This is a genomic window from Leucobacter fengyongliangi, assembly GCF_052386045.1.
Window position 1 is genome coordinate 297,689 of record NZ_CM126356.1, and the last position, 19,414, is coordinate 317,102.

Sequence of the window (19,414 nt, forward strand, 5' to 3'; positions counted from 1 at the left end):
CATGTTTAACAATCGTTTGGTCAAACTTCTCGGACTGGGGGCGGAATGCTATCGACGGCGTTCACACGAATGTTCGGCATCACCGCACCCATCATGCAGGGCGGGATGCAGTGGATCGGTAAGGCTGAACTCGCGGCTGCCGTATCGAACGCGGGCGGGCTCGGATGCATCACCGCTCTGACGTATCCGACTCCTGAGGATCTGGCGCACGCTATCGAGCAGTGCCAGGAGCTGACTGACCGCCCGTTTGCGGTAAACGTCACCACACTCCCTTCGATCACTCCTCCGCCGTATGACGAGTTCCGCCGGGTGATCATCGAAGGTGGTGTGCAGGTAGTAGAGACCTCTGGCTCGAATCCTGCCGAGTTCATGCCGGTTTACCGGGACGCGGGAATCAAAGTGGTGCACAAAGTCACCAGTCGCCGCCACGCGATTAAAGCGCAAGAAGCCGGGGTTGACGCGGTTGCCGTTATCGGTTTCGAAGCCGCTGGGCACCCAGGCGAACTTGACACGCCTAGCCTGACGCTCCTACCCGCAATCGTCCGAGAACTTGATATTCCGGTCCTCGGAGCGGGCGGCTTCGCCGACGGCTCCGGCCTCGTCGCTGCACTTGCGCTTGGAGCCGACGGCATCCTCATGGCCACGCGCTTCATGGCCACGCGAGAGGCCCCGATCCACGATCGCGTGAAGGCTGCGCTGGTAGCAGGAGATGAGCTAAATACCGCGCTTATCTTTCGCGAACTTGGAAACACCGCTCGGGTCGCCAAGAACCGCATTGCATTAGAAGTTGCCCGACGACTTGCGGCCGGCTCCGACTTCTCTGGCGTGCGAGAGCTCGTGGCCGGTGTGCGGGGCCGAGAGGTCTATGAGACTGGCAACACAGAGGCCGGTATCTGGTGGGCGGGAATTTCACAGGCTCTCATCACAGATGTGCCGGACTGTGCGGAGCTCATCGACCGTATCGTGGGCGATGCCGAGGAACTCATCGCACACTCCCTCTCAAAGCAACTGAGTGAGTAGACAGAGCGGCGTGGGCCTGCAGAGGCGTATTCGCGCAGAAAGTGAAGAGTGAATCATGAACGAGACCGACGACCTCTTGGTGCACCGCGACGGCGGCGAGCTATGGCTGCGCCTCAACCGACCGCAAGCACGTAACGCGATCAACTGGAATATTCGGCGCGCCTTGCACCGGCACTTGCTCGAGGCTGAAGCGGATCCACGGATCCGTGCGGTGGTCATCGCCGGGACGGAAGTTGCCTTCTGCTCCGGTGGCGACATCAAGGAAATGGGTAACGGGCCAGAAGACTCGGCTGCGAAGCTTGCGCTGGCCAGTGAGATTGTGCAGTGCATTGCGCGAATGCCGAAGCCGGTCATCGCGGCGGTGCAGGGGCATGTCGCCGGGGCAGGGATTGGTTTGGCGCTTTCTTGCGACCTGGTGTTTGCCTCGAGTTCCACGGTCTTTTCCCCGGCATTCGTGCAGCGTGGACTAGGGCCTGATATGTCGACGAGCTACTGGCTCACGCGGGCACTAGGAATAGCGCGAGCAAAGCAACTCCTCCTGACTGCACGACAGCTTGATGCCTCTCAGGCGCTTGAGTTGGGTCTCGTGACCGAGGTAATTGACGAGGTGGACTTCGATAGCGTGGTGCGCGCTCGGGTCACTCAGTTCTCCATGGGCCCGACGATCGCGATCAGCCAGATCAAGAGCCTCGTTAACGCCGCTGCCGAGAGTAGCTTGCCGGAACAACTCGACCTCGAGGCCAAAGCCCAGGGGCTGCTAGCGGCGACCGAAGACCACCGTGCAGCGCTCCAGGCATTCAGTGAGAAGCGGAATCCGAGCTTCCAAGGTCGCTGACTGGCGGGCGAAGTAGCGCCTCCTGAGAGGCACTACTGACGAGGCTGCCGCTCGCGTCGAAGATTGACGCTTGGGACATCGACCGGCTGGAAAAGAAGCTGGTCGTGACAACGTCGACCAGCAGCCACTCATCTGCCCGGAATGGTCGATGGAACCACATCGTGTGGTCGAGGGAGGCGCCCCGGTGCTGCATCTTCTCTGTGTCGATGGGATTGTGTGCAGTTTTCGTAATCAGGAAGTCGAGCGCGTACGTGAGCGCCGCCTGGTGCTGCAGAGGGTCGTCGGTTAGCTCATCAACCGTCCGAATCCAGGTTTGCATGTGAGGCTTCGAAGAATCGTGTGGCACTGTGCGGCATATGAACGGTGCGCGTGCATCTGAGGTTGAATATCGATGGAGGGGATCGTCTTCCAGCGACACTGCAGGTATGACTTCGGGGGGCGTTACTTGAAACTCGAGCCCTGGCTCGCCGTCGTGGAAAGAGACGAGCGTCTCAAGAATCTCACGATCGTTCTGGGAAGCGCAGACCCTGACGACATCGAAGGCACGGCCTCGCTTGAGTGGTGTGGCGGCGTAGTGGACAGGTGCGGCTGCCAACCCCGGTGCCAGGAATACGGAGTGCAATGAACTGGCGCCTCGAGAGTACGAGATAGATGCAGAAGCGGCGATCAGCGACTGCGACAGGCTGTGTCCTCCGAAAATCCGAGTTCCGTAGCCGGCCGTACAGAGCCCGGTGAGCCCGTTGGGGGTCGGAGTGAGCTCCCGGTGGTCGAAGAGGTGGATCATGAGTATTGCTCCTGCGGACACGGTCGGAAACGAAAGTTGAACTCATTAGGGTATACCAATCGAATGATTGTTTGATAACGTGTATTTGGTCTTGAACTAGCTCAGTGAACCAAAGGAGTAGCGATGAGCCTTGTCTCCGTGCAGTACGAAGATGATCTCGCGGTCGTCTCGATTGATAATCCACCGGTAAGTACCGGAAACGTCGCGCTCCGTACAGGCTTATTCGAAGCCTTTACGCAGCTGAAAGCGGCACAGAACATCCGTGCGATCGTGGTGCTGAGCGCGCAGGCGCACTTCTATTCAGGGTCGGACATCAAGGAGTTCGATGGTCCGGTCCAGCACCCGCTGCTGACTGAGGTCATCGAGTTGATGGAATCCATTGAGATCCCTATTGTCGCGGCTCTCAACGGGCTGACCCTGGGCGGTGGACTGGAGTTCGCGCTCGCATGCGACGTAAGGATCGCGGCGACGGACTCGAAGCTCGGCCTTCCCGAAGTCAGTCTCGGCTTCATGCCGGGTGCAGGCGGTACGGTTCGGCTTCCTCGCCTGATTGGGACTGCCGCCGCGATCGATATCATCGCATCAGCACGACCCGTGGACGCGAAGAAGGCCCTTGAATTGGGTCTGGTGGATCAGGTCGTCGATCCCTCTGCACTGCAAGAAGCGGCCAAGGAAAGAGCGAAGTCGGCCGTCCGTCGCAGGATCGTGCTCATGGAGCACGAACCTGATGTCGATCAGACGGCACTCGATGCAGTCGTAGAGAAATACAAGAGCTCCCCGAAGACTCGACCGAATGTGTTGCGCGCGATTGACTTTGTTTTGGCGGGGGTGGGAAAGCCTGGCCCCGAGACGGTCAAGCAGGAGCGGGTCGTCTTCGATGAGTTGCGGGTGAGTGCCGAGGCGCGAAACCTTCGGTATCTCTTCTTTGCGACGCGAGCGGCGGCGAAGGATGTCGCGATCGCGAAGCCCAAAGCGCCGATCCGCCGAGTTGGAGTCGCAGGCGCTGGCACGATGGGTCTCGGGGTCGCTGAATCCTTGCTGAGCGCGGGACTAGAGGTTGTCGTTTACGAGGTCAACGCCGAGGCGCTCGCGCGCGCGGAGGGAAAACTGCGGGAGATCGGCAAGAACGCACGCAAGTGGGGCGAGCTCACTTGCGTGACTGACCTCGCAGGTTTCGCGGATGTTGACCTGGTGATCGACGCGGTCTTCGAAGACATGTCAGTGAAGCAGCAACTGCTTCGCGATTTGGAAACGATTGTCGCGGCCGACGCGGTGCTCGCGACGAACACTTCCTATCTCGACCTGAACGAAATGTCGGAGGTGCTCGAGCACCGTGATCGCTTCGTTGGGCTGCACTTCTTCAACCCGGCGAATCGGAATCCACTGATTGAGGTGGTACGCGCTGAACGCACCAGCGATCAGGCGATTGGGGCGATGGCCGAGGTTGCGAAACTATTGCGGAAGACCCCAATCCTCGCGGCAGTTGCGGACGGATTTGTGGCCAATCGTGTCTACGCCGACTACCGCATGCAAGCGGAGTATCTGGTCGAAGACGGTGCATCGCCCCGCCAAGTTGACGACGCGATGCGCGCCCTGGGTCTACCCGTAGGGCCTTTCGCGGTGGGTGATATGTCCGGGCTAGACATTGCGTGGGCTCGCCGCAGGCGGCTGGCAGCTACGCGCAATCCGGATCAGCGATATGTGACCATCGCCGACACGCTCTGCGAGCAGGGACGCCTGGGTAAGAAGTCGGGCGCGGGCTGGTACCAGTACTCAGAGGAGGCTCCCCGCGGTGCGGAGGATCCCCGGGTCGCGCTGATCATCGACCAGGCCCGTGAGGCCAAAGGCGTGGAAGCCCGCTCGGTTTCCCGAGAGGAGATCCAGCAGCGGATCATCTGTTCCATGCTGGTTGCCGCCGCCGGGCTTCTGGATCGCGGCGTAGCACGTCGAGCAAGCGACATCGATTTGGCTTTCACCGAAGGATTCGCTTTCCCCCGCTGGCTCGGTGGCCCGATCCGATTTGCCGCGGCTCAGTCAGAATCGTGGTTGAGCGAGGGGCTGCAGCGGGTCTGGGAATCCGACCCCATCGGCTTCGCGGGCGCCGCAGGTTCGGACGAATCGATCCCTCAGTCGATCCGTCGAGTCCTTGATGAGGTGGGTCGCTGAAGGGCCGGACCGAAGGAGTGGCGGCCGCGGGTCAGATGCCCACGTACCGGTCCTCTCCGTCTGAATCTTGTCTAGCAAGGTTAGAATTTTGTCTTGTAAGTAAACCAAACGTATGGTTGGGTAGGTAGTTATGAATCAGATATCTCAACGAAGAGTGGCGGCAGTGGGAAGCGCGCAAACCTCCCTCGCAAGTGCGCATACTGAAAAACAGCACATTGACCTCATCGACGAGGTCGTTGTGCAGGCTCTGAAGGGTACGGGCCTGACGATTCGCGATGTCGACTTCGTGATCGACTCGGGAAGCGATTTCCTGGATGGCCGGAGCATCTCAAACTGCGGCTTCCTCGGGGCGATGGGCGCGAACCACAAGGAGGAGTCCCGCGTCGAGGAAGACGGGCTCTGGGCGCTGACGTATGCCACGAACAAGATCGTTGCGGGACCAAAGTCCGTTGCGTTGGTGATCGCATACTCGAAGCCTTCGGAAAGCAACCTCGACAATTTCTGGAACGGCATGCTTGAGCCGTTCCTGCAACGGCCTGTGGGACTGAGCCATCAGACGGCTGCTGCACTCTCCGCACAGCGCTATGTGGCTGCAGCGGGGCTCCGATCCGAAGATCTGCAGGTCGTATCTGATGTCGCTTGGAAGCGAGCCGATGCCAACCCGGGTGTTGACACCGAGGGTGAGAGGCCCTCAGGCGAGACAGTGGCCTCACCGCTCGTTGCATCCGACTACTCGCGCCCGGTAGATGGCGCCGTCGCCATCGTCTTGGCAGTTGACACAATCGCCGAGAAGATCAGCCCGAATCCCGTGTGGATCACCGGTCATGGGGCATCAATGGATACCTACTTCTACACTGCGCGATCAGGTGATTCCATGCCCGCAGCCACCCACGCTCTGAAGGGTGCTCTCACGATGTCGGGCAAGTCGTCGGCAGCTGACTACGACATTGTCGAGTTTTCGGCGACATCAACCGCGGGTGAACTCATGGTTGTTGAGGCCCTCGGGCTCGCAGAGCAGCACAAGGGTATCGACCTCTATCGTTCCGAAGATAAGCGAATCAACCCATCAGGCGGTGCCTTGCCGGCAGACCCCGTGATGGCCACTGGTCTCGTGCGCTTTCATGAGGCACTCATCCGGCTCGCCGGACGCGAGGGACATGAAGTTGGCGAGGCGAAGTCCGCGCTCGTTCACGGAACCGGTGGTTTCGCCATGCAGAACCACTGCGTAGTCACAATGGAGGTGGCACGATGACCAAGGTAGCAATTGTCGGAACGGGGCAGACGGAGCACGCTCGGCGTCGAACGGACGTGAGCCAGGCCGGGCTCGCCCGAGAGGCCGTCATCGAGGCACTCGCTGATGCTCAACTGACCATGGACGACATCGACAGTGTCGTCATCGCGAGCGGACCCGCGATGTTCGCCGCGGTGAACCAGCCCGAGAAATGGATCGCCGACACCATCGGTGCCCAGTTCAAGCCCGTGGTCCGTGTTACGAGTGGCGGTGGGACCGGTCTCGCCGGTGCGCTCGCAGCTGTGAACCAAATCAAGGGTGGTGCAGCGAGGCGCGTGCTCGTCGTCGCGTACGACAAGCTCTCAGAGGGCGCGCTGCAAGCGTCGATATCTACGCTCTACGATCCCTTCTGGGGGCGTGAGTTCGCCGTGGGCATCATGGGCTTTTCGGCTGCGTATTGGCACGCGCGCATGCTGAAGTTAGGTCACACCGAGGAAGCCGCTGCGATGGTTTCGGTGAAGAACCGTAAGAATGCCCTGCTGAATCCGAAGGCGCACGTGAAGCGTGAAGTGACCGTGGATGAAGTCATGGCCTCCCGGCCGCTCTGCTGGCCCATCAAGATCCTCGATGTACCGCCGATCTCGGATGGTGCGTGCGCTGTGATCTTCTCCCATGAAGACGACGCAGAGAAGATCACGGATCGCCCGGCCTGGATTCGTGGAATGGCGTATTGGGGGGAGGCCGACAATGGGCCGGACCGTCAGATGGTGCAGTCTGAGCCGCTGCAGTTCGCCGCGGCGCAGGTCTACAAGGATGCGGGCGTTACCAACCCGTTCCGGCAGTTTGATGTCGCCGAGGTGCAGGAACCATACACCTGCTTTGAGTTGAGCTACTACGAGAGCCTTGGCTTTTGCGCCGAGGGCGGAGCTGCGGAACTCATTGCCTCAGGTGAAACCGAGATGACTGGCAGCCTGCCGGTCAACCCCTCGGGGGGATGCATGGGTGCGAACCCCATCGGCGCGACGGCTCTGATTCGACTGGCCGAAGTCGCCATGCAAGTAACCGGCAAGGCCGGTGCGCACCAAGTAGCCGGAGCTGAGCTTGGCGTCGCGCAAGCCGGCGGCGGATGGGCAAATCTCCGCGGTGTCGCAGTCGTGGGCGCAGAGAAGTAAGGGATGAAGATGACTGAGAATCAGAACGCATTGCTAGAGGCAATGCCCGCACAGATCCGGATGCCATATACCCTGACTCCGGGGACGGCGACCGGCATCTTCCTTGCCGAACTTTCGAAGCAGCGTTTGCTCGCTTCGAAGCACGGTTCGGAGATCAATTTCCCCCCCGCAGATTTCTCGCGCTCCGGGGTGGCCGCTGATGGGTTCATCGAGCTGGCGCCAGTTGGCGAAGTGGTGGCCTTTACCGAGACTATCGATGGTGTTCTCGGCCTCGTGCGGATCGACGGAACGGATGTGCCGCTCGCACACCGACTCGTTGGCTTCAGTGACGGGCAGCTTGAAGTCGGTGCACGTGTCGAAGCTGTTTGGGCTGAGACTCCTGCTGGGGACTCTGTGATGGACCTCGCAGGTTTCGGCCCCGAGCGGGGTACCGCCGGCTTCGAACCGCGGGAAATCACGGGCGAGCTCAGCGAGTCCCCGGAGAGCATCGAGTACTCGATGACGCTCGACTATCAGCACGCATATGGTCACTACTACGGCACTTTCTTTGACGGTGTGCGGACCGATCGTCGACTCCGCGGCATCAAGTGCACGGCTTGCGAACGCGTGCTGTTGCCGCCCCGGGGCCGATGCGATGCCTGCTTCGAGCCCACCGGACAGTGGGTGGATGTTGCCTCCACCGGTACAGTTCAGGCGAGTTCGGTGGTGCACATCGAGTTCATCGGCCAGCGTATGAAGCCACCCTACGTGTATGCGGAAATCGTGCTCGACGGTGCGTCAACTCGACTGATCCACATGATTGGAAACGTTGACCCAGATGAGGCGAAGACCTCGACTGCACCTGGCGCCCGAGTACGGGCGGTCTGGAGCGATCGGCACACCGGCAGCTTGGCCGACATCGAGTACTTCGAGGTAATCGAGTAACCCATGCCCCACACAAAGCCCGTTCGGCTCCACGAAGAATACGATAACCTGATCGTTCACATCGAAGATCACGTTGCAACCCTGACCCTCAATAGGCCGCATCGGCTGAACGCACTGAGCGATGGTTTGCTCGATGACCTCAGTCGAGCCTTGGATTTGCTTGCAAAAACCAGGCATCGGGTCGTAGTGATTCGTGGAGCCGGGAGAGCATTTTGCTCCGGGTATGACATCGCGGCAGACGGTTCTGAGATTGGCTACGCTGCCGAGCGGACCCCGGTCGAGGACCGAGATCGTCTCGCGTCGAACATTGAGCTGTTCACCCGGCTATGGAGGCACCCTCAGCCGGTGATTGCAGCGGTGCACGGCTACTGCATCGGCGGCGGGTCGCAACTTGCCTCATTCTGTGACATCACAGTCGTGGCTGAGAGCGCAGTGATTATGAGTTCTCCGTCGCTGCTCATCGGCGGTGGGTACCTCTCGCCGATGTGGGTGCATCTCGTTGGTCCGAAGCGCGCGAAACTGGTCTCCTTCGACGCGGGTCACCGTATCAGCGGAGAAACCGCGGTCGAGTGGGGGTGGGCCACCCACGCGGTGCCCGAGTCCGAATTCGACCAACATATCGACGAGCTCGGGCGTTCGATCGCCCGTACGCCCGGAAATGTGCTCCGCATGAAGAAGGAGGCCCTCAACCGGGTGACCGAGTTACAGGGGTTGCTGACATATGCGCGCATGGGTGCAGAAACAGACGCGTTGTTGCACCAATCTCAGGAAGTAAAAGAAGTACAGGGTTGGATCCGTGACATGGGGCTTAAGGCGGCGATTGCCCGCTTTAATGACGAAGGTGCCCCCGACTTTGAGGTGTGACAATGGCCGAACGAAAACGTTTCTCTGAGCTCCCGTTTCTCGGCGAACTGGATGTACGTCATGCGCGGGAGGAGCTTCCGGCTGCCCTCGGCACACTGTCGTTGATCACCGCGGCTCATGTGCGTCGGGCGAGCAATCTAGTGCGTGAAGGCGTGACGATTCCGCTCAACCTGCCGCTCGATGCGTTCGATCCACCGCTCTTCAACCGAGTTCCCGTCGCTCACGAACCTCTCCAGCCCAACCGGAACGAGGCCGAGGACCTCCTGCATAGTTTCAACCCGCAGTCGTCCTCGCAACTTGACGGACTCGGACACGTGCGAGCACGTGAGTTTGGGTACTTCGACGGTTCGCGAGACCTCGAAACGGCCCGGGAGAACATTGGTATCCACCACGTGGCAGAGCGCGGTATCGCGGGTCGCGCGGTGCTCCTTGACATGACCGTCATTGAGCCGGATCCTTTTCAGCCGCGCAGCCTTTCGGTTCAGGAGCTTCGTGAGGTTGCCATACAGCAGGGTGTGACAATCGAAGAGGGCGACATCCTTCTGGTGCACACTGGTTGGGCAGAGGCGTACTTGAAGAGACAAGATCCTGAACTGATGGCTGGGTGGTGCGGGTTAGAGGGCAGCGCCTCGATGGTGGAGTTCCTTTGGGACACCGGTATCTCGTTGCTGGGGTCAGACAATCCCTCGATCGAGCCCGGTCCCGGGGATCCGAAACATGGCTCCCTTCATCGGCGGTGTCTTCCAGCCATTGGGCTCTCGTTCCTGGAGTTGCTCGATTTCAGACGGCTCGTGGCAGAGGCGCGCGCGCGCAACCGCTGGGAGTTCTTCTTCGTCTCGGTACCTTTGAATTTGCGTGGCGGTGTCTCCTCGACGGCAAACGCAATGGTCATCCTCTGATCGCACCGCGTAAGCCCGGTCTCGGCGGTGGACGCAAGCCGGAGACGATGTAAGGAAGCGGATGATGCACACACCAGAAGATACGACAGTTACCGAAATCGGTCCCGAGTCTAGCTCGGGTCAGAATGTCTGGTTCGTGACGGGAGCCTCTCGAGGTTTGGGGCGGGCGATTGTTTCCGCCGCGCTAAATCGGGGCGACGCGGTTATCGCAGGTGCCCGCTCGACCCGGGCTGTTCGTGATGCCTTCCCCCATTCGGGGAACGGGCTCCTCCCCGTTGAACTGGATGTTCGCGATGAGGCTGCTGCATTGGCGGCAGTTGAGGCAGGGCTTGCCCGTTTCGGACGAATTGATGTGCTGGTAAACAACGCCGGCTACGGTCTGGTGGGTGCGGTGGAAGAGGTCAGCGCAGTACAGGTTCGCGAACTCTTCTCTACCAATGTTGACGGGCTCCTTAACTTGACTCGCGCGGTACTGCCGGCGATGCGACGAGCTCGAAAAGGCCACATCGTGAACATCTCCTCGCAGGGTGGTTTCGCGGCTGCTATCGGCTCTGGAGTGTATGCGGCGACGAAGTTCGCTGTGGAGGGGCTTTCAGAGGCACTTGCTCTTGAGCTCGCGGAGATGGGCATTCGCGTAACGGTGGTCGAGCCTGGAGTGTTCCGCACCGAGTTCTTCTCTACCGCATCGATCGTGGCGGCGGATACGCCGATCGCGGATTATGACACTCTGATCAATCGGGAAGTTGCCTTGGAGAACGACGGAATTCAGCCAGGTGATCCGCAAAAGGCAGCGGCGGCGATCTTGGCGATCGTAGATGCAGAAGTGCCGCCTCTGAGACTGCCACTCGGCGTTGACGCGGTGGCGCGCATTAGTAAGAAGATCGAGGCTGTTGCTATCGAAACGGAAACCTGGATTGGACTTTCACTCTCGACGGGCTTCGCCCCGGAGGAGTAGCTGACAGCACTTCATGGTGCGGCCAGCGGCGGCACCACCTCGACTGGATACCGCACTCGACCGACCGTTCTGAGCGGCACCCTTGGTCCTCGGCCGAGGCCGGGCTACCCGTTGTCTTCGGCGTGCCCGCCGACCACCCCGAACACCGACCCGGCGGCGGCGAATGCGCTGCGCAGGAGATCCCCAAGGTCCGACACGTCATCGGCGAGCCACTGCTCGTACGCGCTAATGCACAGCCCGAGGCATGCCCAGGCGATGGCCTGCGGGGCGAGAGAGCCGACGCTCTCGCCCCGCCGATCCGCTACGAAGTCCGCAACCACCTGGCGCCAGGCTGCGTATCGAAGGGTTGAGTGCGCAGCCAGCGACGGCACGGTGAGCAGCAGCCCCATGCGGTGGCGGTGGTAGACGCGCTCGTCTTCCGGGTAGTCATTGACTTCGATGATCGCTTGCCGCAGGGCGGCCTCGATGGAAGTCTCTGGATTGGCCGCGGCGAGTCGCTGGCGCAACGCATCGATGAGGTCGTCGAATTCGCCCCAGGGCAGGTCGTTCTTCGAGGGAAAATACCGAAAGAACGTGCGTCGACTGATGCCCGCAGCGTGAGCGATGTCGTCAACGAAGGTCTCCTCGAAGCCGCGTTCCAAGAACAACTCAATTGCCGTGCGGCTGATTTCGCGCTGGGTGGTTGCCGGCGTGCGCCCCAGGCGGGGAGGTGCGCCCGATTCCTGTGTCACTCTGGTCAGCCCTTCCGCGCGGATGCGATCGAACTCATTCTGCCAAGTTTTCTTTTTGACACCTGGTGTCATTAGTATCTATCAAGGAAAGCAACACGAAAAGCGGTTGCTCTGAATTCGAATCGCGAAGGGGCGGATCATGCGTGAACTTGGAGGGATGCCACCGTTCCCGGAGCCTCCTCGCCGCGACCGGGCATCTGCCGAGTTCACGACCCGAATTCCGCTCGCCTGGACGACCGGCGTGAGCCTCCGAGCTGGCCGGGTGGTGTTGGGTGGATCACCCTGGGCGGTGACGGTGCTGCCGCAGGCGGTGCGGCCGTTCGCGCGGAAGCTCTTCGCCGCCGACCGAGCCGGGCTCACGGCCACCACGCCGGAGGAGCAAGACGCGGCGGTCTTTTTGCTCGATCACGGCATCGCGGATCCACTGCCCATCGCAAACCGCGCAGACAGCGCAGTGAACGATGTCGAGGTCGTGGTGCCCGTCTACCGTGACGCCGAGGCGCTGGAGAACTGCCTGGCATCGCTGCAGGCCGAGGGCCTGCCCGTCATCGTGGTCGATGATGCCTCGCCGAAGCCCGACGCGACGCGCATCAAGCGCATCGCCGCAAAGCACGGCGCCAAGCTCATAGTGCACAAGGTCAACGGCGGCCCGGGCGAGGCCCGCACCACGGGCTTTCAGGCCACGAGCGCGCCATTTGTCGCCTTCATCGACTCCGACGCGATTGCAAGCCCCGACTGGGTGGCGCGCCTGCGCCCACTGTTCGACGACCCGCTCATCGGGGCGGTGGGGCCGCGTGTGCGACCCGACCTCCGAGGCACCTCGAGCATCGAGCTCTACGAAGAGACCCGATCGGAGCTCGATATGGGCCCCGACCCGAGCCGCGTGATGATCGGTGCCGCAGCTGGCTGGCTGCCGACCGCCTCCGTGATCGTGCGTCGCGCGGCGGTCACCGATCCGCCCTTTGAGCCCGGAATGCGCGTCGGTGAGGACGTCGACCTGTTTTGGCGCATGCACGAGGCCGGATGGACCGTGCGCTACGCGCCCGACGTCGTGAACTATCATCGGGTGCGCACCTCACTCAAAGACTTCGCGATTCGACGTGCAATGTACGGCGGATCAGCCGCAGAACTCGAAATGCGCCACCCGGGTCACCTGATCCCCGCACGGCCCTCCCTTTCGGGGCTCGCGGTGGTGGCCGCGCTCTCGACCCGTCACCCGTGGATCGCGGCCGGAATAGCGGGCTACGAGTTCGCCAGGCAGCGGCGCATACTTGGCCGCGAAGTACCCGCGGTGGTGGCCGCCGAGATGACCGCGCGCTCGCTGTGGTCTGATGCGTTCTGGATGGGTCACCTGCTGCGACGTGACTGGTGGCCCGTCGGCTGGGCCGTGCTCGCGGCGACCCCGAAGTCGCGACTCGCGCGCGGGGTCGCGGTCTCGATGATGTGGGAGCCGGTGCGCGATCACCTGCTTCGGCCCACGAGGCTCGGCCCCGTGCAGAGCCTCGCGCTCAGGATGGTCGATGATGCCTCGTACGGCACGGGAGTCATCAGAAACGCGATCCGCAAGCGTGTGCCCAACGTGGTGACACCTCGCGTGCGCTTCCCGAGCTGGCCCAAGAAATTAGATTCCTAAACCCCTGTATTTCACAGCTTTTCTGAACATCGAAAGAGGACAGCTCGAAATGTCGTTGCACCGTACTCGCACCCGAAGCCTCGCGCTCGTCTCGCTCACCGCCGTTGCCGGTCTCTTACTGGCAGGCTGCACCGTTGCGAGCGATGGCTCAGCAGCCGGTGGCGATGCCGCGAACGCCGAGCCCATCAGGGTTGGCGCGGTCAGCTCGCTCACAGGCCCCGCGCCGTTCCCGGAGGTTCCCGGGGCGGCGCAAGCAGTGTTCGACCGAGTCAACGCCGAGGGTGGCATAGGCGGGCGCATGATCGAGTACCTTTCTGAGGATGACGGGGCCGACCCGGCCCAGGCAGCCCAGGCGGGCCGTCGGCTCGTCGACGAGAACGAGGTCGTCGCGTTTGCCGGTTCGGCGAGCCTCGTCGAGTGCAGCGCGAACGCCGCGTTCTACGCGCAGCGTGAGGTGGTCTCCATCATGGGCACCGGTGTCGAACCCAGCTGCTTCGAATCAGCAAACATCGCGCCGGTGAACAACGGCACGATTCAGGGGTACGCGAGCCTGCTCTACTTCGCCTCGGAGGAACTCGGGCGCGAACGGGTGTGCCCCGTCATCATGAACAGCGCGGGCCTCACCGATCCCTACCTCGCACTGATCGAGCGCTGGGAGAAGGACACCGGCAGCACCGCAGCTCACATCGACACCTCTGTCGTGCTCGGCGACGATCCGACGCCGGCGATCCTCGCGGTGCGAGACGCTGGCTGCGACGCGGTAATTTTCAACGCCCACGAGGCCGCCGCGGTCGCATTCATGAACGCGGTGAAGCAGCAGGGCCTGCTCGAAATGGCCGACTGGCTGACACTCGCCTCGGCCTACACCGAAACGGCCCTCGAAACCTTGACGCAGCAGGGCACTCTCGGGCTCTATGTGAATTCAGAATTCATTCCATTCAGCGGTGATGACCCGGCGCTCGACGATCTGCGGGCGACACTCACTGCTGCCGATGTTCCCCTGACATCCCTGTCGATTGGTGGGTTTGTCAGCGCCGAGATTCTGGTCGACGTGCTTCGCAGCATCGACGGCGAGATCACCCGCGAATCCGTCACGGCGGCGTTCCGCAGTCTGGACGAGATCGCACACCCGTTGCTCGGCATGCCCTTCACCTTCGGGGAGGCCACCGCGCACCAGCCAAACCGGGCGAGCGTCATGGTCCAGGCGACCGATGCCGGGTGGGAGACCGTCAGCGACTGGGTCATCGCCCCATAGGCTGAACCACCATGAAGCGATCGCGCACCCAGGCGTTGCCCCGTGCTTGACGGGGTCATCTCCGGCCTCGTGTCGGGATCCGCCTATGCCATTTTGGCTGTGTGCGTGGTGACCCTCTATCGACTCGTCGGGGTGCTGAACTTCGGTCAGGCGGCGCTCGGCGCGCTCGGCGCGTACTCGTGTTTTGCGTTGGCCGGAGCCGGGCTGCCGCTGCCGCTCGCGGTGCTCGGCGGGCTCGCCATCTCCGGATCCGTCGCGGGGCTTGCCGGTCTGGCGATCGCGCACTGGTTTGGCGCGCCCTCCGAAACCGTTCGGGCGGTCGTCTCGGTAGTGCTGCTCGTGGTGCTGCTCGCCACGGGGTATCGACTCTTCGGTGACGCGCCGCGAGTTATGCCGAGCCTCGTGCCCACGACGGCGTTGGAGCTCGCCGGGGTGCGTATTTCGTTGACCACGGTCGTCGCACTGGCGGCCGCGATCGCGATCGCTGCGGGGCTGTCGCTGATCCTCCGCTTCACCCGGGTGGGCATCCGCCTGCAGGCCATGTCGGAGCGACCCACCACGGTGCAACTGCTCGGAATCAACACCCGCGGGCTATCGCTCGGGGTCTGGGCCGCGACGGGGATGCTCTCCACCCTCGCAATGCTCCTCATCGCCCCCACCCGCAACCCGACTTTCGAGTCGATGTCATTTCTCGTGGTGCCGGCGCTCGCCGCGGGCCTGCTCGGGGCGTTTTCACACGTGTGGATCGCGGTGCTCGGCGGCCTCGCCATTGGTGCGATCGAGGGCGCCGGATCCCGAATCGATCTTGTCTCCGATTACCGCGGGGCGATCCCGTTCGTGGTCATCATCGCCGCGCTGATCTGGTTGCGCAGGCGTGAGGTGTGGGATGCGGCTCGGTAGGCCGGGGCTCTTCGCGTGGCTCGCATTCCTCGCCGCGCTGCTCACGCTGGGGCTCATCCTTCCCACGTATTGGGTCTATCTGTTCTCCACCGTCGCCGTCAGCGCGATCGTCGCGCGCAGCATCGGTCTCGTCACGAACCAGGCGGGCATCATCACGCTGTGTCAGATGTCGTTCGCCGCGATCGGTGGGTGGGTAGTGTCGTGGATCGCCCTCGCATGGCCGGGTGTGCCATTCCCGCTGCTCGTGCTCATTGGGGGTGCGGCTGCCGCTCCGATCGGGTGGCTGCTCGGGGCCGTCACCACCCGCATTCGCGGCGTCGAGCTTGCGGTCGTGACGCTGGGGTTCGCGGCCGCGCTCGACCTGGTGCTGCGGCAGGGCACGTTTCCCGGTGTCGGCGAGGGCACGCCGATGCGTCCCTCCGCCCCGTTTGATGACCCCCGCTGGTTTTTCGCCCTCGCCTGGGCGCTATTGATTGTGCTGCAGTTCGCGGTGGTGGCGCTCGGCCGCAGCAGGCACGGACTCGGTTGGGCCGCGGTGCGCGCAAACGAACGGGCCGCGGCGGCGCTCGGTGTGCGGGTGGGTCTCGCAAAGGCGAGCGCGCTGGGAGTGGGGGCCGGCCTTGCCGGGGCCAGTGGAGGGCTGCTCGCCGGGCAGTACGGGTTGCTCACCCCGCAGGTCTTCACCCCGCTGACCTCGATGCTGGTGCTCGCGACCGCGGTGCTCGCCGGTGCGAGCCTCTTCAGCGGTGCCGTGCTCGCCGGAGCGCTCACGGTGTTTATGCCCGAACTGCTGCGGCGCATCGGTCTTCCGCTCGACGTCGGCAACGCCCTGCTCGCGCTTGGCGCGTTCGATGTGCTGCGCCGCGGCAATGGCGGGCTGGCCGAGCAGTTCGCCGCGAGGTTGCAGGGGCGCGCGTTCCGCGACGCACGCGTCACCTGCGAGCTCGGGCCGCTGCCCCCGCGCGCGAATAGCGGTGGCCATTCGACACAGAACCTCCCGACGACGCTGCCCGCGAGCCAGGCCTCCGCAGCGCCCCCGACCCAGGTGCTTGGCCAGAGCCTGCCCGCTGAGCCGTGTTTCGAGGTCACTGCACTGACCGTCGAATACGGGCCGAACCGAGTGCTGGACGCGGTCGACCTGACGGTGGCCCAGGCTGAGGTGCACGCGCTCATCGGCCCAAACGGGGCCGGCAAGACGACGCTGGTCGATGCCGTGAGCGGGTTCCTGCCGAGCTACGGTGGGGTCGTTCGACTGCGTGGGGATCCACTGGATGGGTTGACCGCCCGCGAGCGTGCTCGGACCGGCATGCGACGCACCTTCCAGCACCTCAGATCGATCGACGCGCTGACGGTCGACGAATACCTGCGGCTCGCCGCTGGCCCCGCCGATCTGGCAACAAGTTCGCGGGTGCACGAGTTCCTCGGGCTGCCTGATGGTCGCGTGCCGATCCGCCTCATTGATAGTGGATCGCGGCGTCTGCTTGAAATTGCCGGAGCGCTGGCCGCCGGGCCCAAGATCGTGCTGCTCGACGAGCCGGCCGCGGGGCTGGGGGAGGACGAGCGGCTGGGGCTTGCCGAGCGGGTGCGGCGAATCCCCGCTGAGTTTGGCTGCGCTGTGCTGCTCATCGAGCACGACATGGAATTCGTGCGCGCAGCATCGGACCGTGCGACGGTGCTCGATGACGGGGGCGTCATTGCCAGCGGCGGAGTTGCCCAGGTGCTCGCTGACCCGCGGGTCGCTGCCGCCTACCTCGGGCAGGAGGTCGAGCGGTGACGAGCGAATCGGGCGGGGAAGCCATGAGTGCAGAGGTGTTTGGGTCGGACGGGCTTCGGGTGGACGGGCTCACCGTGAAACGCGGCGACCTCATGATTTGCCGCGACGTGACGCTCGCGGTTCCGCCGGGCGAGATCACGGTGCTGCTGGGTACGAACGGTGCCGGGAAGACCACCCTGCTCGATGGCATCGCGGGGGTGCTGCCCGCAGCCACGGGCGCGATCACCCTGGGGGGCAGGCGGATCCACAGCGCACCCCCGCACCGCCGCGCAGCTCGGGGGCTGGCCTATGTCGAACAGGGGCGCTCGGTGTTCTCGAAACTGACGGTTGCGCAGAATCTCGCGGTGGTGGATCGGTCTCGGCAGGCGCGTGAGCGGGCCTTCGAGCTCTTCCCGCGCCTCGCCGACAAGCGGAATCTGCGCGCGGGGTTGCTCTCTGGCGGCGAGCAGCAAATGCTCATCATTGCGCGCGCACTCGCGACTCAGCCGAAGGTCTTGTTGGTTGATGAGTTGTCGCTCGGGCTCGCGCCACGTACGGTGCAGAACCTGATGGGGACGCTCTCGAGCCTGGCGGCATCTGGGATGGGTATCCTGCTCGTCGAGCAGTTCGCCGAGTTGGCGCTGCAGATCGGCACGACCGCGCACATCATGCAGCGCGGGCGCATCATCGAGACGGACACGTGCGAGGCGCTGCTGCGCGACCGCGGATCCCGCATCAGGAACGCTTTCTTCGGCGAGTAGGTGCAGTGGTGCCGTTCGCCCTTCCCCCACCCGCTTTCCCCCGCTCTGCCCCGCCGAGGGGTCCTAACTCCACCACCTACGGGCGAGGCGTCGTGGAAATGCGACTTCTCGGGGGGCCAGGAGGTGAGAGCTGTCGCGCCCCCCACTCGGCACGCGGCAGCAGTGCGAGAATGGGTCGGTGACCGACCTCCACGCGCTTTTCGCGCAGCTCTCGCGCGAACCAGACTTCGATGCGGCCGAGCTGGAGGCGTTTGACGCGACCGACGAGCTGCTGCTCGAGTCCGCATCCGAGTGGATCGCTTCCGGGCACGAGGCGCTCCCCGGCACGGTAGTGACCATCGGCGACCGCCACGGTGCACTGACTCTCGGCGCGGCGGTGCGACTTGGTGCGCGCGGGATTCGCGCCCACCAAGATCCGCTCTTGGGCGAGCGAGCCCTCGCGCGGAACGCCGAGCGACTCGGGCTGAGCGACACGTTCACCTCTCACGCGCTCGACGCACCGCTGCTTTCGGGCGCTCGGCTCGTGCTCCTGCAGCTGCCGCGGGGGCTCTCCGCGCTCGACGAGATCGCCCAGTTGGTGGCTCGCTACGCTCACTCCGAGGTGACGCTGCTTGCTGGGGGGCGGATCAAGCACATGTCGCACGGCATGAACGCGGTGCTGGCGCGCAGCTTCGGTGAGGTCAGCGCCGGGTTGGGATGGCGCAAGTCGCGGGTGCTCACCGCGCGTGCGCCGTGGCCCCTGGCGGCGGAGCCAGGGAAGCGCCATGCGAGCCATCAGGTCGCGGGCACCCCTGTTGATGCGCGGATCACTGGTGCTAGGCGGGACGAGACTGCTACGCGCGACGACTCGCACTCGTTTCCTACCTGGGGCGCCGACCCAGACCTTCGCTTTCGCGTGGCCGCGTTCGGGGCGACCTTCGGTGGGTCGGCGCTCGACCACGGCAGTCGCCTGCTGCTGCACACGCTGCGCGATGAACCCCCGGCAGCCGCGCACCGCATCGTTGACCTCGGCTGCGGAAACGGGGTGCTGGCGACTGCGGCGGCGCTCGACTTTCCCCAGGCGCGGGTGATCGCGACCGACCAGTCCGCGGCAGCGGTGGCGGCCACGCGTCTCACCGCGGGGGCGGCCGGCCTAGAGGCTCGCGTCGCGATCCACCGTGCCGATGCGACGGAAGCGGTTCCCGACGGCTGGGCCGATCTCATTCTGCTGAACCCCCCATTCCACGCGGGCGCGACCGTGCACGCGGGGATCGCGCACCGGCTCATCGAGTCGAGCGCTCGAGCGCTCGCGCCTGGCGGCGAGCTGCGGCTCGTGTTCAACTCGCACCTGCGCTACCGGCCCCTGGTCGAACGCGTCATCGGCCCCGTGCGAGAACTCGCGCGCGACCGCACCTTCACCGTGCTCTCCGCCACTCGCCGCTAGGGCGATTGCCTCGATCTCCGCTACCTCTCGCGAGCGGAGGCATCTCCTTCCCCAGGGTCATCCACCCACGTCGGGTGTCTGACTTCGGTCGGATCAAATCAAGGGAAT

The 19,414-nt window shown here is 63.7% G+C and carries 17 protein-coding genes and 1 pseudogene; 15 read left to right on the forward strand and 3 right to left on the reverse strand.

Annotation, left to right across the window (positions count from 1 at the left end; genetic code table 11):
- The first annotated feature begins 69 nt into the window (after positions 1-69).
- Positions 70-1,020 (forward strand): NAD(P)H-dependent flavin oxidoreductase, encoded by a 951-nt coding sequence (locus tag ACTNFK_RS01435; RefSeq protein WP_435937061.1) that lies wholly within the window; start codon positions 70-72, stop codon positions 1,018-1,020.
- Positions 1,021-1,075: 55 nt separating this feature from the next.
- Entirely contained in the window at positions 1,076-1,855 is a 780-nt protein-coding gene (locus ACTNFK_RS01440) for an enoyl-CoA hydratase/isomerase family protein (RefSeq protein ID WP_435937062.1), read from the forward strand.
- On the opposite strand, the gene ACTNFK_RS01445 is transcribed toward ACTNFK_RS01440, so the two are convergent.
- Together ACTNFK_RS01445 and ACTNFK_RS01450 are read right to left on the reverse strand one after the other, a co-directional pair.
- Positions 1,818-2,174, reverse strand: coding sequence for an acyl-CoA thioesterase (locus ACTNFK_RS01445; RefSeq protein WP_445117223.1), 357 nt, complete (start codon positions 2,172-2,174; stop codon positions 1,818-1,820). The genes ACTNFK_RS01440 and ACTNFK_RS01445 overlap by 38 nt on opposite strands.
- Before the next feature lie 213 nt (positions 2,175-2,387).
- A pseudogene (locus ACTNFK_RS01450) lies at positions 2,388-2,639 on the reverse strand (acyl-CoA thioesterase domain-containing protein); the annotation flags it as partial.
- Between the two features lie 123 nt (positions 2,640-2,762).
- Between ACTNFK_RS01450 and ACTNFK_RS01455 the strand changes: the two are divergent.
- The 7 genes from ACTNFK_RS01455 to ACTNFK_RS01485 all read left to right on the forward strand — a co-directional run bounded on the left by ACTNFK_RS01455 (position 2,763) and on the right by ACTNFK_RS01485 (position 10,850).
- On the forward strand, positions 2,763-4,805 hold the full coding sequence (locus ACTNFK_RS01455) for a 3-hydroxyacyl-CoA dehydrogenase NAD-binding domain-containing protein (protein WP_435937064.1): 2,043 nt from the start codon (positions 2,763-2,765) through the stop codon (positions 4,803-4,805).
- A gap of 163 nt (positions 4,806-4,968) precedes the next feature.
- Positions 4,969-6,057, forward strand: a complete 1,089-nt coding sequence (locus ACTNFK_RS01460) for a thiolase C-terminal domain-containing protein (protein WP_435937065.1) — start codon at positions 4,969-4,971, stop codon at positions 6,055-6,057.
- On the forward strand, positions 6,054-7,208 hold the full coding sequence (locus ACTNFK_RS01465; RefSeq protein WP_435937067.1) for a thiolase C-terminal domain-containing protein: 1,155 nt from the start codon (positions 6,054-6,056) through the stop codon (positions 7,206-7,208). The genes ACTNFK_RS01460 and ACTNFK_RS01465 overlap by 4 nt, the downstream gene beginning before the upstream one ends.
- 9 nt (positions 7,209-7,217) lie before the next feature.
- Positions 7,218-8,132 (forward strand): OB-fold nucleic acid binding domain-containing protein, encoded by a 915-nt coding sequence (locus tag ACTNFK_RS01470; protein ID WP_435937068.1) that lies wholly within the window; start codon positions 7,218-7,220, stop codon positions 8,130-8,132.
- A 3-nt stretch (positions 8,133-8,135) separates the two neighbouring features.
- Positions 8,136-8,996 (forward strand): enoyl-CoA hydratase/isomerase family protein, encoded by an 861-nt coding sequence (locus tag ACTNFK_RS01475; RefSeq protein ID WP_435937069.1) that lies wholly within the window; start codon positions 8,136-8,138, stop codon positions 8,994-8,996.
- 2 nt (positions 8,997-8,998) lie between these two features.
- Positions 8,999-9,895 carry a cyclase family protein gene (locus ACTNFK_RS01480; RefSeq protein WP_435937070.1) on the forward strand — a complete coding sequence of 299 codons (897 nt, stop codon included), beginning with the start codon at positions 8,999-9,001 and terminating at the stop codon, positions 9,893-9,895.
- Positions 9,896-9,956: 61 nt separating this feature from the next.
- The gene (locus ACTNFK_RS01485) at positions 9,957-10,850 is read left to right on the forward strand and encodes an SDR family NAD(P)-dependent oxidoreductase (RefSeq protein WP_435937071.1); all 894 of its coding nucleotides are present in this window, start codon (positions 9,957-9,959) and stop codon (positions 10,848-10,850) included.
- Between the two features lie 104 nt (positions 10,851-10,954).
- On the opposite strand, the gene mftR is transcribed toward ACTNFK_RS01485, so the two are convergent.
- The gene (gene mftR, locus ACTNFK_RS01490; protein ID WP_435937072.1) at positions 10,955-11,581 is read right to left on the reverse strand and encodes a mycofactocin system transcriptional regulator MftR; all 627 of its coding nucleotides are present in this window, start codon (positions 11,579-11,581) and stop codon (positions 10,955-10,957) included.
- A 139-nt stretch (positions 11,582-11,720) separates the two neighbouring features.
- On the opposite strand from mftR, the gene mftF reads away from it, so the two are divergent.
- The 6 genes from mftF to ACTNFK_RS01520 all read left to right on the forward strand — a co-directional run bounded on the left by mftF (position 11,721) and on the right by ACTNFK_RS01520 (position 19,306).
- On the forward strand, positions 11,721-13,214 hold the full coding sequence (gene mftF, locus ACTNFK_RS01495; RefSeq protein ID WP_435937073.1) for a mycofactocin biosynthesis glycosyltransferase MftF: 1,494 nt from the start codon (positions 11,721-11,723) through the stop codon (positions 13,212-13,214).
- 49 nt (positions 13,215-13,263) lie between these two features.
- Positions 13,264-14,469: an ABC transporter substrate-binding protein gene (locus tag ACTNFK_RS01500; protein WP_435937074.1), complete on the forward strand. Its 1,206-nt coding sequence runs from the start codon at positions 13,264-13,266 to the stop codon at positions 14,467-14,469.
- Positions 14,470-14,511: 42 nt separating this feature from the next.
- A complete protein-coding gene (locus tag ACTNFK_RS01505) occupies positions 14,512-15,369 on the forward strand; it encodes a branched-chain amino acid ABC transporter permease (RefSeq protein ID WP_435937075.1) in 858 nt (285 codons plus the stop codon).
- On the forward strand, positions 15,356-17,143 hold the full coding sequence (locus ACTNFK_RS01510; protein ID WP_435937076.1) for a branched-chain amino acid ABC transporter ATP-binding protein/permease: 1,788 nt from the start codon (positions 15,356-15,358) through the stop codon (positions 17,141-17,143). Before ACTNFK_RS01505 ends, ACTNFK_RS01510 begins: the two co-directional genes overlap by 14 nt.
- Positions 17,140-17,883, forward strand: coding sequence for an ABC transporter ATP-binding protein (locus ACTNFK_RS01515; RefSeq protein ID WP_435937077.1), 744 nt, complete (start codon positions 17,140-17,142; stop codon positions 17,881-17,883). The genes ACTNFK_RS01510 and ACTNFK_RS01515 overlap by 4 nt, the downstream gene beginning before the upstream one ends.
- Before the next feature lie 178 nt (positions 17,884-18,061).
- On the forward strand, positions 18,062-19,306 hold the full coding sequence (locus tag ACTNFK_RS01520; RefSeq protein WP_433645281.1) for a class I SAM-dependent methyltransferase: 1,245 nt from the start codon (positions 18,062-18,064) through the stop codon (positions 19,304-19,306).
- The last annotated feature ends 108 nt before the right edge of the window (positions 19,307-19,414 follow it).

Bases quoted from the DNA above. Each gene is read 5' to 3' on its own strand.
- ACTNFK_RS01435 (WP_435937061.1), top strand. From the start codon at position 70: ATGTTCGGCATCACCGCACCCATCATGCAGGGCGGGATGCAGTGGATC.
- ACTNFK_RS01440 (WP_435937062.1), top strand. From the start codon at position 1,076: ATGAACGAGACCGACGACCTCTTGGTGCACCGCGACGGCGGCGAGCTA.
- ACTNFK_RS01445 (WP_445117223.1), bottom strand. From the start codon at position 2,174: ATGCAAACCTGGATTCGGACGGTTGATGAGCTAACCGACGACCCTCTG.
- ACTNFK_RS01455 (WP_435937064.1), top strand. From the start codon at position 2,763: ATGAGCCTTGTCTCCGTGCAGTACGAAGATGATCTCGCGGTCGTCTCG.
- ACTNFK_RS01465 (WP_435937067.1), top strand. From the start codon at position 6,054: ATGACCAAGGTAGCAATTGTCGGAACGGGGCAGACGGAGCACGCTCGG.
- ACTNFK_RS01470 (WP_435937068.1), top strand. From the start codon at position 7,218: ATGACTGAGAATCAGAACGCATTGCTAGAGGCAATGCCCGCACAGATC.
- ACTNFK_RS01475 (WP_435937069.1), top strand. From the start codon at position 8,136: ATGCCCCACACAAAGCCCGTTCGGCTCCACGAAGAATACGATAACCTG.
- ACTNFK_RS01480 (WP_435937070.1), top strand. From the start codon at position 8,999: ATGGCCGAACGAAAACGTTTCTCTGAGCTCCCGTTTCTCGGCGAACTG.
- ACTNFK_RS01485 (WP_435937071.1), top strand. From the start codon at position 9,957: ATGATGCACACACCAGAAGATACGACAGTTACCGAAATCGGTCCCGAG.
- mftF (WP_435937073.1), top strand. From the start codon at position 11,721: ATGCGTGAACTTGGAGGGATGCCACCGTTCCCGGAGCCTCCTCGCCGC.
- ACTNFK_RS01500 (WP_435937074.1), top strand. From the start codon at position 13,264: ATGTCGTTGCACCGTACTCGCACCCGAAGCCTCGCGCTCGTCTCGCTC.
- ACTNFK_RS01510 (WP_435937076.1), top strand. From the start codon at position 15,356: ATGCGGCTCGGTAGGCCGGGGCTCTTCGCGTGGCTCGCATTCCTCGCC.